Raw genomic sequence first — 15,870 nt, forward strand, 5'->3', positions numbered from 1 at the left:
TCATAAAAGTGCAATCAACGAATCCCCGCAAACCGGCGCTTTTCGTCAAGAATGTCGAGCAACCGTCAAAGTCTTTGAAACAAATCTGTCAGGAAACCGCAAACAGGCTGTCACTTTGCCCCCCTAGACGGTCCTTCGCGACGGCAGGAATTTGCTCCGGCCGCTATCCATGGGGGATTTCAAGTGAAGACCAACCACGGCCTGTTCCTCGTCGGCTGCAGCGTTCTTGCGCTCGCCGGCTGCGGCCCAACCGACATTGCTTCGCCCGGTACCGGCGGCAATGTAAGCATCATCAACAACCCGCCACCAACGCCAGCGCCGACGCCGACGCCGACTCCAACATCGACGCTGGTTACGCCTGCTGCGGAATGCCCGTCTATCGCTGACCCGCAGGGTCTGACCAACGCCGGTGTTATCACCGGTCCAGAAGGCACCTGGCGCGTTTGCCGCCTGCCGAGCCGTTTCAACGTGTCGAGCACGCTGGTAAAGACGCCGGGCGTTTTGTACGAAATCAACGGTCGCGTTGATGTTGGCACCGATGGTGGTTTCACCGCTTCTGCCGCTGATACAAATGTGACGCTGACGTTCGAACCTGGCGTTGTAACCTACGCCAGCAGCTCGACCGCATGGATTGCGGTGAACCGTGGCAACCGCATCAACGCCAACGGCTCTGCAACGCAACCGATCATCTTCACCAGCCTGCAGAACGTGCGTGGCCAGAACGATGAAACATCGCAGCAGCAGTGGGGCGGCCTGGTGCTGCTCGGCCGTGCGCCGATCACCGATTGCGGCACCGGTTCAGTAGCTTCACCCGGTGTTGCCAGCACCTGCCAGCGCCAGACCGAAGGTTCGGTTGCGCCTGCGCTTTACGGCGGCACCAATGGTGCTGATAACAGCGGCATTGTTCGTTATGTTCAGATCCGTTATTCGGGCGCCGTGCTTAGCGCGAACAGCGAACTTCAATCGCTGACCACCGGCGGCGTTGGTTCGGGCACGCAGTTTGATTACATCCAGTCGTTTAACAGCTCAGACGATGCGATGGAGCTGTTCGGTGGCGTCGTAAACATGAAGCACCTGGTGCTTGTCGGATCAGATGATGACGTGGTTGATGTCGACACCGGTTCGCAAGCCAACCTGCAGTTTGTGCTGATGATTCAGCGCGCCGGTCAGGGTGATGGCCTGATGGAAATTGACTCCACCAACTTTGAATCGGATACCCCGCGGACGCGTCTGCGTCTGTCGAACTTCACCGCTGTCCAGACGGCTGTCAGCAGCAACAACGAAACCAACGCACAGGCCTCGTTGTTCATGCGCGGCAACTCGGATGTTGAACTGTACAACGGTGTTGTCGTCTCGCCGAACAACGAGTGCATCCGCATGAACCGTTCGGGCGGTGCCAACGCCACGACGCTGCTTGCGCGCTCGGTCGTGATGCAGTGCAATGCAACGAAGTATATCGGTTCGCCTGCCAGCGGCGGCTACACCGCTGCTGACGTTGCCACCTTCTTCGGCACGGGTGCGAACGGCAACAATGATGCCTTCACCCCGACTTTGACGGGCGGCTTCATCAACGGTGCCAACGAAACGGCGGTAACGGCGTTCAACGTCACCACGCTTTCATCGTTCTTCAGCAGCGTTGCCTACATCGGCGCGGTGCGTGATGCGAGCGACACCTGGTATGCCGGCTGGACCTGCAACAGCGCTGCAGCCAACTTCGGCACCACCAGCCGTTCGTGCTTCTCGCTGCCGACGACCTGATCGGCTGCCTTTCGGGAAAACGGGGGGTAGTCGGCAACGGCTGCCCCCCTTTCTCGCTGATATTGCACAATATTCCTCAGGATGATCTCCCAGGGGGGACAAGGACATGACCATGCTGCGGCTCGCAACCACGCTGCTGCTTTCCACCGCGCTGCTTTCGCCAGCGCTGGCTCACGCACAGGATGCCGCACCACCGGCTGACGGCACACCTCCTGCCCCGGTCACTGATCCGGTGAGCGACGCACCCGTGGAGGAAGCCCCGCAAGACGAACCGATTGAAGTATCCATTCCCGGCGGTGAGATCGTTGTCACCGGCCAGCGGGATCGCAACATTCAGCGCGCAGCGCCGCAGGTTGTCTCGGTGCTGGGAACGGCAGAAATCGCGCGTACCGGTGAAGGCAATATTGCTGGCGCACTTGGCCGCGTGACGGGTCTTAGCGTGGTCGGCAATGGCTATGTCTATGTGCGCGGCCTTGGCGACCGCTATTCATTGGCGCTGCTCAACGGATCGCCGCTGCCAAGCCCCGAACCGCTGAAGCGCGTTGTGCCGCTGGACCTGTTCCCTTCGAGCATCATCGCTTCGTCGTTGGTGCAGAAGTCCTATTCCGTGAACTACCCCGGTGAATTCGGCGGCGGTGTTATCAACCTGACCACCAAGTCTGTTCCCACCGAAGGTTTCGTGACAGTTGGTGTCGGCGGGGCTTGGGATACCGAAACGACCAACCAGCTTGGCTATACCTATTACGGTTCGAGCACAGACTGGACCGGTTTTGACAACGGACAGCGCGATCTGACCGAAGGGCTGCAAGCCTATTTCGCCAGCGGTGAACGTTTGAGCTCTGGCAGCATCGATAACATCGAACTTGGCAAGGGCATCGTCAACACACGCAACGGCCTGACCCAGCGCATTCCCAACATGCCAGCCAACGGTAGTTTGTCACTTTCGGCAGGCCAATCGTTTGATCTGGGCGGGTCGACGCTGGGTGTGATTGCCACGGCTGGGTACAGCAACAAGTGGATCACGCGCGATATCACCAGCCAGACCTCGTTTGTTGATGACCTTGATGTTCTGGAAACCGATTTCCGCCGGGTAGTGACCGACAACCGCATTGTGGCCAACGGCATGCTGGGCCTGGCTCTGGAATTCGGCCGCAACAAGATCAAGTGGACCAACCTTTACATTCGCGACACGCAGAAAAACACGCGCGTCAGCCTTGGTACGGCCAATCAGACCTCGGTCGATCTGCAGCAACAGGAAACCGCCTGGTTCGAACGCCAGTTGATTGACTCGCAGCTGCTGGCTGAATTGAAGCCTGCTGATGGCCTGAGCGTGGACCTGCGCGGGGCCTTTGCCAATTCGCAGCGTGAAGCCCCCTACGAACTGGGCTTTGAATATGTCCGAACCAATGTGGCTTCTGACCCGCTGGGCAATTTGTTCGTAAACAATCTGGATGGCAATGCCGGTCAGGCCAACGTCAGCTTTTCGGATCTGAACGAAGATTTGTGGTCGGGGGGTGTTGACGTTTCCTACAAGTTCTCGCCAAGCCTGACCGGAACAATCGGTTATGCTTATGCCGACTACACCCGCAACAGCTCGCGCCGCGATTTCCAATGGCGTGCGATCAACCTGCCTGATGGCGTCAATACGTTACGCCCGGATTATCTGCTGAGCCATGCGGTAATCGAAGCGTTTAATATCCAGCTGATCGATACCAACGAAGGCTTTCCTGCCTTCCTTGCTACGCTGAAAAATCACGCTGCTTATGCCAAGATTGACGCGCAGCTGAGCGATTCCCTGCAGTTGGATGCCGGTGTGCGCTTTGAAAAAGGCAACATGGTGGTTGGTCCTACGCAAGTGTTCTCCGACATTCCAGCCGGTGAAGCGCAAACGCGGATCAACAATGATTATTGGCTGCCTGCCGCAACGCTGACCTGGCAGTTGCGCGATGACATGCAAATGCGGTTTAATGCATCGAAGACCATTGCACGCCCACAGTTCCGCGAGTTGATCTTCCAGTTCTACTTTGATCCAGACACCAACCGCACCTTCCGCGGCAACCCCAATCTGCAGGACAGCCAGCTGACCAATGCCGAAGCGCGCTATGAATGGTATTTTGCGCGAGATCAGCGGTTCTCGGTATCCGGCTTTTTCAAGCGGATCGACAAGCCGGTAGAATCCTTCGTGACAATCGAATCCGGTAACTTCATCACCAGTTTTGCCAACGCGCCGAGCGCTGACCTTTATGGCGCAGAGTTCGAACTGCAGAAGTATTTCGATCTGGCGGATTGGGGTGGCATGTGGAGCGCGCGGCGCGGAGTGCTGGTGGCGAACTACACCTATACCAAGTCTAAGCTGCGCGTGAACGAGGGTGATACCACCTCGTACTTCCAGGCGGCATCAAGCCGTGCACTCGATTACTTTGACAATGGCGCACCGCTAACCGGCCAGTCAGAGCACATTGCCAATGTGCAAATTGGCCTTGAAGACACCGACAAACTTTCGCAGCAGACGTTCCTGATCAGCTATGCCAGCAAGCGCGTGTTCAGCCGCGGATTGCTCAACACGGCACAGCCCGACGTTGTTGAGGACCCCGGCCTGCGTATCGATTTCGTGGCGCGGCAGGGCTTTGATCTGTTCAAGAAGCAGGTGGAGCTGAAGTTCGAAGCGCGCAACATTACCGGGCGTCGTCACATCGAATTCCAGCAGTCTGGCGCAAACCGTGTGGAGGTGAACTCCTATGACGTGGGCCGCACTTTTGCGCTTTCGGCTTCGATGACGTTCTAAGTCAGCGTATCAGTCAACCACCCTCAGGAGGCGGCCCTTCACCGGGGCCGCCTCTTTTTTGTCTGCGTCATTGGGCCGAGCGCCAGACGCAAAAAAGCCTCGCCGCAGTGTTCTGGGCGAGGCTTTGGAAATTGCCGATTTGTGGCAGCTCAGGGCCGGTCGAGCACATACCCCAGTGAGCGGACCGTGCGCAGGGGCGAGCCCGCTCCGACATCGCGCAGGGCGCGGCGAAGGCGGCTTACCCACGCATCGACGGTGCGTTCATCGATGGGGTGATCGTGTTTGCCCAGCGCGGTGATGAGTTGCTGGCGACTGAAAACGTGGCCGGGCTGCTCCATCAGGTAGCGCAGCAAGCGCAGTTCGTTCGGCATCAGCAGCAGTGGTTTATCGCGCCAGCGCGCTTGCAGGGCGGACAGATCGAGCGTGAGATCGCCCAGTTTGAGGACGCGGGCGGGGGCATCGTGTTCTGGCAACTGGATCGACAGGACTCGATCAAGCAGGGCGCTTCGGTCTACTGGCCCGACGATGTAATCATCGGCGCCTGCGCGCAGGGCGCGGCGTTTGGCCTCGGCGTCGTCTTCCTCAAGGATCATGGTGATGTGCGCATCCTGTCCCAAGCTGTCGGCACAGCGCAGGCGGCGGCACAGTTCGAGGCCGGACATTTCGGGCAGGACCCAATCGATGAAGGCCCATGGGCGGCCCTCCATCAGCGGCAGTGGACCTTCGGATTTCCAGCGGTGGAACACCACGCGCAAATCTGAATGCTGGAAGGTTTCACGCCCGCCCGCAAGGTCGTCTGTCAACAGAATTTCGATGCGCCGCATGTAATATAAGCCCCTGTCGGTAGGGCTTTGTGTCGCGGTTATGTGACGGGCGAATGACGATGTTACACTGGGTGCAGGACTTTGGTGCAGGTGATGCCTGCACAGGGTTCGACAAGCTCAGCATGATCCTTCGACAAGATCAGGATGAGCGGGTTTTCTGCTCTCCCGCTCGTCCTGAGCCTGTCGAAAGACCCCATGCGCAACCTTAGACTGGCAGACCCACATAGTTTTCGGCAATGCTCGTCTGCGCAGCCACGCTGCTGGAGATGTAGTCCAGTTCAGCCACCTGCATCGCGCGTTCGAACGGGCCATCGTCAGGGAAGCGGTGCATCAGCTTGGTCAGTACCCACGAAAAGCGTTCGGACTTCCACACGCGGGCGAGCGCCTTGGCCGAGTAGCCGTCGACGGCATCGCTGCTGGCATGCTTGAAGTAGGCGGTGAGCGCTTCGGCGGCGTAGTGTACGTCGCTGGCAGCAAGGTTCAGGCCCTTTGCCCCGGTGGGTGGCACGATATGGGCAGAATCGCCGCAAAGCAGCAGGCTGCCATGGCGCATCGGTTCGAACACATAGGAGCGCAAGGGCGCAATCGACTTTTCGATGGAGGGGCCGCGCGTGATGCCTGCGGCTGCTTCGGGACCGAGGCGCACGGCCAGTTCGTCCCAGATGCGATCATCGGACCAGTCCTCGACCTTTTCGGTTAGCGGAACGTCCACATAGTAGCGGCTGCGGGTGTGGCTGCGCATTGAGGCCAGCGCGAAGCCGCGTTCGTGGTTGGCGTAGATCAGCTCAGGATTGCAGGGCGGCACATCGGCAAGGATGCCAAGCCAACCGAACGGATAAACGCGCTCATATTCGCGCACCGCGCTGTGCGGGATGGCCTTGCGGCTGGGGCCGTGGAAGCCATCGCAGCCGACGATGAAGCGGGCGTCGATGCGCTGGGTAGTGCCATCGCGGGTGTAGGTGACCGCCGGTGCATCGCTTTCGATATCGTGCAGGGCGACGTCTTCCGCTCCGTAGATGACCTCAAGCCCGCGCGATGGGGCGGCGTCCATCAGGTCCTTGGTGATCTCAGTCTGGCCATACACCACCACGGTCTTGCCAGTAAGGTTTGCCACATCAATGCGGATCAGGCGTTCGCCATCGGCAAGATTGAAGCCTTCTTCAACCAGCCCTTCGGCCTTGAGGCGCGCGTCAAGGCCGAGGCGTTCCATCAGGCCGACGGTGATCTGTTCGAGCACGCCTGCGCGGATGCGGCCGAGGATGTAATCGGGCTGCTGGCGTTCGATCACCACGCAATCGATGCCTTCGGCCTTCAGCAAGTGTCCGATCAGCAGGCCAGCGGGGCCCGCGCCGATGATGGCGACCTGAGTTTTCATAAAACTTCTCCCACGCGCCCGGGCTGGATCTCGGGCGGCTATGCCGTGCAAATTGACAGCGTCGGTGCAATCGGGGAAGGCAAACACTGGACAAACTGCTGGCACTTTCAGGACATGGCACAGGCGATACCGAGTTATGCCCTCTATGGCGAGGGCGAGGTGCAAGGGGCTGGCGGCTTCGCCCATATCGAAACGATTGCCGAGCGTAGCGCGCTGCATGACTGGGAAATAGGCGTGCATCGCCACGACCACTTTGTGCAGGTGTTGCTGGTAGAAGAAGGACACGCCACCGTGGTTTTGGATGGTGCAGACAGCGGTCTGGAAGGGCCGGGAAGGGTGATCGTGCCCGCGGGCGCTGTGCATGGTTTTCGCTTCCGGCAGGGCACGCGCGGTTTTGTCCTCACCCTGTCCACAGACTTTTCCACACGGGCAAGTGGTGGTGCAGATCCGTTGCTGGCGGCGTTGGCAAGGGGCGGGGCGGCGGGGTTATTGGCCGATGCAGCCCGTCGCGCATTCTGGCTGGCGCGCGAGATGCTGGGGCTGCAGGCGGGGTGGCAGGAGCAGGACCCGCTGTTCATGGCGCTGGCCGAAGCGTTGATCCGATCAGTATCGGGGCAGACGAGTGACAACACAGAAGCTCTCCCGGACCGCAGGCTGGAGCGGTTCCGCCAGCTGGTGGAACTGCACTACCGCCAGCACCGCGATCTGGACTTTTATGCTGGCGCGCTGGGCATGACCCGGCGCACACTGTCACGCATGACGGCGGCTGGGCTGGGGTGCAGTCCGATGGACGTGATCCACCGTCGCATGGCGCTGGAAGCGCAGCGGCTGTTACGTTTTACCAATGCCACGGCGGCACAAGTAGCGGCAGAATTGGGCTTTGAGGACCCAAGCTACTTTTCGCGATTTTACCAGCGGATGACGGGGCGACGGCCATCGGAAGATAAGGTGCCGTCTACCTGAAACTGCTTGTCTCACGCGCAACTTTCGCTATGAATTTTTCACAGATATGAATTTACTGAGAGGTTTGCGAAATGGCCCGGATCAAGACCACCCACGTTGGCAGCCTCCCACGCGGGGATGAACTGACCCCGCTGTTGCTGGCGCGCGACAAGGGCGAGGCTTATGATGCGGCAGAGTTTGACCGCGTGGTTTCAACGGCTGTCGATGCCGGCGTGAAGGCGCAGGTCGAAGCCGGGGTTTCAGTCGTTTCGGACGGCGAATTGGGGAAGGTCGGCTATTCGACCTACATGATCGAGCGGCTTTCGGGCTTTGGCGGGCACATTGATCGCAAGCCTGCAGCGGATTTGGCCGAAGTGCCGAACCTTGCTAAAAAGCTGTCGGTGATGATGGGCAGCCAGGAATTCGTGCGCGCATCGTGCATCGGCCCGGTGCGCAAGGTGACGCTGCAGCCATTGCATGATGATATCCGCCGCTTCCGCGCTGCGCTTGATAACCATGCCGCGCCCGATACCGAAGCCTTTATGAATGCCGCTTCGCCGGGGCTGATTACCGCGTTTCAGGTGAACCGTCACTATCCCAGCCACGAGGCCTACCTTGCCGATCTGGCCGATGCGATGCGTGAGGAATACGAGACGATTGTGGACGCAGGCTTTTACCTGCAACTCGATTGCCCGGACCTCGCGATGAGCCGTCACACCGGGTATCAGGACCTGAGCGACGAGGAATTCGTCAAAGTGGCCGCGGCCAATGTCGAGGCGCTGAATGCGGCCACGGCCAACATCCCGCCCGAAAAGATGCGCATGCACATCTGCTGGGGCAATTACGAAGGCCCGCACGATCACGATATCCCGCTGGAGCGCGTGGTCGATATCATCATCGGCGCGCGCCCGGCCACGATTCTGTTTGAAGCGGCCAACCCGCGCCACGAACACGAATGGAAGGTCTGGAAGGATGCCAAACTTCCCGATCACAAGATCCTTGCGCCGGGCCTGATCGACACCTGTTCGAACTATATCGAGCATCCCGAACTCATCGCGCAGCGGATTGAACGCTTTGCCGATTTCGTTGGGGCCGATCGTGTGGTGGCCAGCACCGATTGCGGGTTTGGCACCTTTGCCGGTTACGGAAAGCTCGATCCCATCGTGACCTGGCGCAAGCTCAAGTCCCTGCGCGAAGGCGCGGACATCGCCGCGAGCCGCCTGTGAAGAATAAAGATCGCCGCGCCGCCGAAGCCGATTGCGCCCGCCTGATCGCGCTCTACGCCAACCTTAACGATGAAGCGCGCTGGGACGAGGTGGCCGCGCTTTACGCCGAGGATGGCGTAATGTTCCGCCCAACCGCGCCTGATACGCCGGTGGCCGGACGCGAAGCGATCCTTGCCGCGTTCAAATCACGCCCACCGCGCACCACGCGGCACATCTGTTCGAACGTAGTGATAGATGTGGAGAGCGAGGATACCGCGCGCGGCACCAGCGCGATGCTGCTGTTCACAGGCGAGGGCGCGCCGCTGGTCGGCTCGTTCCATGATCGCTTCGTGCTCACGGACGACGGCTGGCGCTTTGCCGAGCGGCGGGGCAGCCTCCTGTTCAAGTGAACGCTTCAGCCGCCTCCAACCCTGTCAAATCCGCGATGCGCACGCTCGATGTGATCGAGTATGTCGTGGCGCACCGGCAGGGTGCGGTGGCGCAGGAGATAGCAGGCGCGCTGGCGATCCCAGTGAGCAGCCTTTCTTACCTGCTGGCAACACTGACCGAACGTGGCTATCTGGCGAGGGAGGGGCGGCGCTACTTGCCGGGGCCAGGATTGCAACGCCTGCGCGTGCCCGATGCTGCGCTGACACTGGAGGACCGCGTTGCGCCGCTGGTCCGGGCACTGCGCAGCGAATTGAACGAGACGTCATCGTTCATGGTGCAGCGCGATTGGGACGTGGAAGCTTTGGTCACCGAGGCCAGCGATCAGGCGCTGCGCTATGCGGTCGATCCCGGCACGCGTAGGCCCCTGCATGCGCTGGCGGCAGGCAAAGTGATGCTGGCATGGTTGCCTGAATCCGAGCAGGAGAGGTACTTTGCCGAAACGGAACGCGCCAAACTGACCTCACAGACGCGCACGTCCCAAACGGAATTGCGCGCTGACTTTGCAAGGATCAAGCAGACTGGCATCTGCGTTGCGCGCGAAGAGGCCACGCCTGGCATCTGCGGCATGGCGGTGCCGGTGTTGATTGCAAACAAATTTGCAGGCGCTTTTAGCGTTGCAGTTCCTGCGGTGAGATTCGACGCAGTGCTGGAAGAGCGCATCGCACAACTGCTTCTGCGAACGGCAGCGGCGATCAGCGCTGAATAGGTGGGTGGCCGCGCGCGGGCCACCCGCTTCCTTTTACTTCCTGAGACCTTCGGTGATGCGCTGTGTTTCGGCGCGGGTGGAATCCGGGCCGGTGTTGCGCTTGTAGATTCCGCCTTGGCCTGCGGCGCGGTTGAAGAGGTCGGGGTCGCCTTCGCGCTGTTCAAGGCCAAACAGCGGGAACAGGCCGGGATGACGGCCGAGGCCGCCGTAAAGATCGAGGCAGCGTTCGATCCAGTCACGCAGCGGATCGTCATTGGCCAGAACCGGCGTTTTGCACACCGATGCGGTGAACAGGATGCCGCCCATGATACGGTAATCGGCATAGTTGGGCGATGATCCGCCGAGCCACTGGTGCTGAGCAAGTGCAGCGCGCAACGGTTCGAGCGCGGCGCTGATGCCGGGCAGGCGATCCTCGCGGCCCGCCTGAACCTCTTCCAGCTTGCGGCCCAGCATCTTTTCGCGGCTGTGGGTGACGTATTCGTGATCCTGTGGCAGCGAAAGGTCGCGGTAATCCTGGCAGAAGCAGAACATCCATGGGCCAACAGCGGACTTCCAGAACCAGTTGTCGAGCGCCTTGACCGTGGCGGCAACGCTTTCGTGCGGGATCAGGGCGGGGCGGTCAGGGTACTTGGCGTCGAGGTATTCGACGATGCCCCAGCTATCGAGCACGAATTCGCCGTCATCGACAATCGCGGGCAGGCGTTCGGTTTTGCCGCCGGTGCGCTCAAGAATGCCGGTGAAGCCGCCGGGTACGACATCGAGGTCGAAGCCCTTGTGCTTCAGGGCATATTTGGTGGCCCAGACGAACGGGCTGATCGTGGCGCCGGTGGATAGGGCGAGGTCGTAGAAGGTGATGGTGTTGTTGGCGGCCATTGCATCCTCACTTTTTGTTGCGAGCATAGTGCCAGATATTGTTAGTAACACAAACGATTTTTGCACCTGCTAGCCCGGCCAACATCCACGTCGCCCCGGACTTGATCCGGGGTTGGGCTTTTTCTTCTGATGCGGCGCATTCCTGCAAAGAAAGCCTAATCCCGGATCAAGTCCGGGATGACGAAGAAGGAGTATAATCGGGCGGACAAACGCAAAGAGCGCCAGACCCGTCGGGAGAGGGGGCCGGCGCTCTCGCTGTCAGGTTTTCACCCGCAAGCTTACTTCTTCGTGCGCCAGCCTTCGGCGTAGTTGTCGCGCGCAGCGGCGACATAGGGCACGGCTGAAACAGTGGCCTTGATTTCGGTCTGAACGTGCGGCTCGACGGTCGGCTTGGTGGTGCCTCCGTTCGGCTCGCCCCACAGCAGGCTGACTTCGGTGCCCGGTGTTTCGAAGCCCGGCTCCATCATGGCGAGCGTCAGGAACTTGCCTTCGTTCGCAGTGTAACCGATCCAAGTCGAGAGGCCGACCATCTTGCCCCCGCTGAGCACCTGATCGAACGGGTGCATCGAATAGACGGCGCTCGGGTATTCCATGAACTTGGCACGATCACCCGTGCTGAGCGCGGAGGACTGGACGCGCATCACGTCTTCGTTGTCGAGCGCCAGCGTCACTTTGGTGCGGTGCTTGCCTTCGGCTGCCATCTTTTCAAGCGCAGCGCGCCCGATGAAGTCATGGTCGAACTTCACGAACGGACCGTAACCCAGATCCCACGGCGTGGTGTAGTAGCCCTCGATGGTTTCGGGCACATAGCTGCCGCCGACCGAGCACTTGGCTTCATAGGAATTGGCGGTCAGCCATGCGCGGTAAGGTGCGAGCGCTTCGCCGGTGTAGATCGCGGGGAAGGGCGAGGGGATCCAGCCCGATTCCAGCGTATTCGACGAATAGGCGCGGCCACCGACCAGCGCCATCTGGAACTCCTTGCCCGCCTCGACCAGCGCGGCGTGGACCGCGCCATAATCTTCCCAAGGACCCATCAGTTCAAAGCCCGGCTGCCCGGCCATACCGTGACGCAGCGCGCGCACTTCCTTGCCGCCGATGGTCATGCGGCACATGTGGAAGAATTTGAGTTCGGGCGGGGTCTTGCCGGTGGCTTTCTCGATGATCTTCATCGCGTTCGGGCCTTGCACCTGAAAGCGGTACGAATTGCGCTTGCCATCAGTACGCATCGCCCAGCGTTCGTCGCGCTCTACGGTGACGTTCCAATTGCCGCTGGCGGCGTGGAATTCGACCCATTCGATTGTGGGCGCGCGGCCGACGAGGTTGAAGTGATTTTCGTCCAGATAGAACAGGATCACGTCACCGATCACGTATCCGTCTGGCGTGACGGGCACGAACTGCTTGGCGCGGTCCGGTTGGAAGTTCTTGAAGCTGTTGATGCCAAGGTGCTCAAGCATCTTGAACGCATCGGGGCCTTTTACGGCCAGATCGACCATGTGGTACGACTGGTTGTAGAGCACGGCGGTGTGGCCCCATGCCCACTGCTCAGCGCGCCAGTTGGAGAATTCGGACGGTACGCCCGGATAGACGTTCGGCCCGACCTGCTGGTTGCGGACGAAGTTGACGAGATCACCGGCGTTCTGGATGACCTGCTCAAGGGTTTGGGACATGGTTTGTGCTCTCCCGATGCGATTTCACGAATGTGGAGAGGCTATGCACTATTTTCGCGTGCTTGAAAAGTTCGTAATGGTGAATTCGATGAAAAATTGTATGTGTTGCATACGATGTGTGGTGCTCGGCATCCTTCGACAAGCTCAGGATGGGCGGACTTTGGTGGTAGGACTGGTCTAAAAATCCCCGCTCAGCCTGAGCCTGTCGAAGGCCCTACGCGCCAACGCAGCGCAAACGAAAAGGGCCGACCCTCGCGGGCCAGCCCTTTCGGAAAACAGGGTAGGCAGTTCAGCCTTCGACGTGTTCGGCCAGAACCGTCAAGCCATTAACGCCGACTTCGGCAAAGCCGCCCTGAACCTTGATTTCTTCAGGGGCTGCGCCAGCCGTCTTGTAGACCTTGATCGAGCCGTCCTTGACCGTCGACATGAACGGCGCGTGGCCTTCCAGCACGCCGAATTCACCGTCGGTGCCGGGAACGACGACCATGTGGACCTCTTCCGAACGGACGAGGCGGGCCGGGGTGACGAGTTCGAAGTGAAGGGACATCAGAACAACTCTCGATTGAGAAACTGCAGAGCGTAGTACGAGGCTGGGAAAATGCCCCAAGTGTGGCAAATGCCAAGACTCAATGCCAGCCAGTCAAATCCACGCTTCCTTGCGAACCATTCTCCCAGCATGAATGGAAGACTGAACAATGAAGCTGCAAAAATCCCAACCGGCCAGATTAAGGCCCACCATAGGCCGAAACCCCAACTCTTTGCCGCTACGATGAAAACGCAGGTGACGGTAAATGCTAGAACGGCCCACTTAGATTGCTGGGTTGCCCACGCATTATAACCGCCATCAGCGATTTCCATAAATCAGGCTTCTTCAGCCAGCTTTTTGGCCTTTTCGACTGCTTCGTCGATGCCGCCGACCATGTAGAACGCGGCTTCGGGAAGGTGGTCGTATTCGCCATCAACCACGGCCTTGAACGAACGCACGGTGTCTTCGACCTGCACGAACTTTCCGCTGATGCCGGTGAACACTTCGGCCACGTGGAACGGCTGCGACAGGAAGCGCTGGATCTTGCGGGCGCGGGCGACAGTGAGCTTATCTTCTTCCGAAAGCTCGTCCATGCCAAGGATCGCGATGATGTCCTGCAGCGACTTGTACTTCTGCAGCGTTTCCTGAACGCGGCGGGCGGTCTGGTAGTGCTCTTCACCGACAACCGCAGGCGTCAGCACGCGGCTGGTGGAGTCGAGCGGGTCGACCGCTGGATAGATGCCGAGTTCCGAGATCGCGCGGTTCAGCGTGGTCGTTGCGTCCAAGTGGGCGAACGAGGCGGCTGGGGCAGGGTCGGTAAGGTCATCCGCGGGAACGTAGATCGCCTGCACCGAGGTGATCGAACCCTTGGTGGTGGAGGTGATGCGCTCCTGCAGCTGGCCCATGTCGGTGGCGAGCGTAGGCTGATAGCCCACGGCCGAAGGAATACGGCCGAGCAGAGCCGACACTTCCGAACCAGCTTGGGTAAAGCGGAAGATGTTGTCCACGAAGAACAGCACGTCCTGGCCTTCTTCGTCGCGGAAGTATTCTGCCATGGTCAGACCCGACAGAGCAACGCGGGCGCGCGCACCCGGAGGCTCGTTCATCTGGCCGAACACGAGCGCAACCTTCGAACCATCCGGGGTCGGGTTGCCGTCGGCGTCCTTGGCGATAACGCCGGCGTCGAGAAATTCGTGGTAGAGGTCGTTGCCTTCGCGGGTGCGTTCACCCACGCCAGCAAAGACGGAAACGCCGCCGTGGCCCTTGGCGATGTTGTTGATCAGTTCCTGAATGAGAACCGTCTTGCCCACGCCAGCGCCGCCGAACAGGCCAATCTTGCCGCCGCGTGCATAAGGGGCGAGCAGGTCGATGACCTTGATGCCGGTCACAAGGATCGCGGCCTCGGTCGACTGGTCGATGAACTCCGGTGCCTTGGCGTGGATCGGGGCGGTCTTGGCCGCACCGACCGGGCCACGCTCGTCAATCGGCTCACCGATCACGTTCATGATGCGGCCCAGCGTCATCGGGCCAACCGGCACCGAGATCTGCGCGCCGGTATCGCGCACCGGGTTGCCACGGGTCAGACCGTCGGTCGAATCCATCGCGATGGTACGGACGGTGTTTTCACCAAGGTGCTGCGCAACTTCGAGAACAAGGCGGTTGCCGTTGTTGTCGGTTTCGAGCGCCGAGAGAATGGCGGGAAGTTCGCCGTCAAAGGTCACGTCGACGACGGCGCCGATGACCTGGCTGATCTTGCCGGTGGAGGTGAGCACGGTGGCCATGGTTGTTTCCTTGCCTTCTGACTTCTCCCGCTCCCCCGCGAAGGCGGGGGTCTCGGGCCTGAGGTTCCCGCCTTCGCGGGGACGCGGTGAATTGCGTTAGAGCGCTTCTGCGCCCGCGATGATTTCGATGAGTTCAGTCGTGATCGCGGCCTGGCGGCTGCGGTTGTACTGGATGGTGAGCTTGTTGATCAGATCGCCTGCGTTGCGCGTGGCGTTGTCCATCGCGGTCATCGAAGCGCCTTGTTCCGAAGCTTCGCGTTCCAGCAGCGCACCGAAAACCTGCGTCGTGACATAGCGCGGCAGCAGTTCTTCGAGGATTTCTTCCTCGCTCGGCTCATACTCCACCACCGATCCGCCTTCGCTCTTTACAGCCGGTGCGGGCACGGGGATCAGTTGCGTGGTGACCGGAAGCTGCGTCAGCGCGTTCTTGAACACCGGGGCGATCAGATGCGCGACGTCGAACTTGCCTGCTTCGAACATGGCGATCAGTTCATGCGCAATCGCGCTGGCTTCATCGAAGCCCGGCGTGCGCACGGTGCTGGTGTCATATCCGGCGGCGATGCCGTTCGGATAGTCGCGCTTGATTGGCGCGCGGCCCTTCTTGCCCACAAGGTAGAAGGTTACCGTCTTGCCAGCCGTTTCCAGCGCGCGGGCCTGAATCTTCGCTTCCTTGACGAGGTTCGAGTTCAGGCCGCCGCACAGACCCTTGTCGGTGTTGACCACGACGAGGAGGTGGCGCTGGTTTGACCCGGTTCCGCGCATCAGCAGCGGGCCATTGTCTTGCCCCGCAACCTTGGTGGCAAGGCTGCCCATCACTTCGGCCAGACGGCTGGCATAGGGACGCGCGGCTTCAGCAGCCGCCTGAGCCTTGCGCAGCTTTGCCGCTGCAACCATCTGCTTGGCCTTGGTGATCTTCTGGGTCGATTTGACCGAGTTGATCCGACCCTTGAGTTCCTTGAGTGAAGCCACTCTCGTTTC

The 15,870-nt window shown here is 60.3% G+C and carries 14 protein-coding genes; 6 read left to right on the forward strand and 8 right to left on the reverse strand.

Annotated elements, in window-relative coordinates:
* Nucleotides 1-183 precede the first annotated feature (183 nt).
* Nucleotides 184-1,758: a hypothetical protein gene (locus AC2A1F_RS04205; RefSeq protein WP_484207496.1), complete on the forward strand. Its 1,575-nt coding sequence runs from the start codon at nt 184-186 to the stop codon at nt 1,756-1,758.
* 106 nt (nt 1,759-1,864) lie between these two features.
* Nucleotides 1,865-4,543, forward strand: coding sequence for a TonB-dependent receptor domain-containing protein (locus tag AC2A1F_RS04210; RefSeq protein ID WP_484207497.1), 2,679 nt, complete (start codon nt 1,865-1,867; stop codon nt 4,541-4,543).
* 149 nt (nt 4,544-4,692) lie between these two features.
* On the opposite strand, the gene AC2A1F_RS04215 is transcribed toward AC2A1F_RS04210, so the two are convergent.
* Together AC2A1F_RS04215 and pobA are read right to left on the reverse strand one after the other, a co-directional pair.
* A complete protein-coding gene (locus tag AC2A1F_RS04215) occupies nt 4,693-5,367 on the reverse strand; it encodes a response regulator transcription factor (RefSeq protein ID WP_484207498.1) in 675 nt (224 codons plus the stop codon).
* Nucleotides 5,368-5,572: 205 nt separating this feature from the next.
* Complete coding sequence (pobA, locus tag AC2A1F_RS04220) at nt 5,573-6,742, reverse strand: 4-hydroxybenzoate 3-monooxygenase (RefSeq protein ID WP_484207499.1); 1,170 nt, start codon at nt 6,740-6,742, stop codon at nt 5,573-5,575.
* Nucleotides 6,743-6,787: 45 nt separating this feature from the next.
* On the opposite strand from pobA, the gene AC2A1F_RS04225 reads away from it, so the two are divergent.
* The 4 genes from AC2A1F_RS04225 (at nt 6,788) to AC2A1F_RS04240 (ending at nt 10,045) form a co-directional block, all read left to right on the forward strand.
* Complete coding sequence (locus tag AC2A1F_RS04225) at nt 6,788-7,705, forward strand: helix-turn-helix domain-containing protein (protein WP_484207500.1); 918 nt, start codon at nt 6,788-6,790, stop codon at nt 7,703-7,705.
* 71 nt (nt 7,706-7,776) lie between these two features.
* A complete protein-coding gene (locus AC2A1F_RS04230; RefSeq protein WP_484207501.1) occupies nt 7,777-8,910 on the forward strand; it encodes a cobalamin-independent methionine synthase II family protein in 1,134 nt (377 codons plus the stop codon).
* Nucleotides 8,907-9,299 carry a nuclear transport factor 2 family protein gene (locus tag AC2A1F_RS04235; RefSeq protein WP_484207502.1) on the forward strand — a complete coding sequence of 131 codons (393 nt, stop codon included), beginning with the start codon at nt 8,907-8,909 and terminating at the stop codon, nt 9,297-9,299. Before AC2A1F_RS04230 ends, AC2A1F_RS04235 begins: the two co-directional genes overlap by 4 nt.
* Complete coding sequence (locus AC2A1F_RS04240; protein ID WP_484207503.1) at nt 9,296-10,045, forward strand: IclR family transcriptional regulator; 750 nt, start codon at nt 9,296-9,298, stop codon at nt 10,043-10,045. The genes AC2A1F_RS04235 and AC2A1F_RS04240 overlap by 4 nt, the downstream gene beginning before the upstream one ends.
* A 33-nt stretch (nt 10,046-10,078) precedes the next feature.
* Here AC2A1F_RS04240 and AC2A1F_RS04245 read toward each other — a convergent pair whose 3' ends face one another.
* From AC2A1F_RS04245 to AC2A1F_RS04270, 6 genes are all read right to left on the reverse strand, one after another.
* Complete coding sequence (locus AC2A1F_RS04245) at nt 10,079-10,918, reverse strand: beta-etherase (protein ID WP_484207504.1); 840 nt, start codon at nt 10,916-10,918, stop codon at nt 10,079-10,081.
* Between the two features lie 278 nt (nt 10,919-11,196).
* Nucleotides 11,197-12,585 (reverse strand): syringate O-demethylase, encoded by a 1,389-nt coding sequence (desA, locus tag AC2A1F_RS04250; RefSeq protein WP_484207505.1) that lies wholly within the window; start codon nt 12,583-12,585, stop codon nt 11,197-11,199.
* 289 nt (nt 12,586-12,874) lie between these two features.
* A complete protein-coding gene (locus tag AC2A1F_RS04255) occupies nt 12,875-13,132 on the reverse strand; it encodes an ATP synthase F1 subunit epsilon (protein WP_484207506.1) in 258 nt (85 codons plus the stop codon).
* The gene (locus AC2A1F_RS04260) at nt 13,132-13,443 is read right to left on the reverse strand and encodes a hypothetical protein (protein ID WP_484207507.1); all 312 of its coding nucleotides are present in this window, start codon (nt 13,441-13,443) and stop codon (nt 13,132-13,134) included. The genes AC2A1F_RS04255 and AC2A1F_RS04260 overlap by 1 nt, the downstream gene beginning before the upstream one ends.
* Nucleotides 13,444-13,446: 3 nt before the next feature.
* Nucleotides 13,447-14,892 (reverse strand): F0F1 ATP synthase subunit beta, encoded by a 1,446-nt coding sequence (atpD, locus tag AC2A1F_RS04265; RefSeq protein WP_484207508.1) that lies wholly within the window; start codon nt 14,890-14,892, stop codon nt 13,447-13,449.
* A 96-nt stretch (nt 14,893-14,988) separates the two neighbouring features.
* Nucleotides 14,989-15,861, reverse strand: coding sequence for a F0F1 ATP synthase subunit gamma (locus tag AC2A1F_RS04270; RefSeq protein WP_484207509.1), 873 nt, complete (start codon nt 15,859-15,861; stop codon nt 14,989-14,991).
* Between the last annotated feature and the right edge of the window lie 9 nt (nt 15,862-15,870).

The sequence above is a fragment of the Novosphingobium sp. HNCC26BN242 genome, assembly GCF_057180525.1.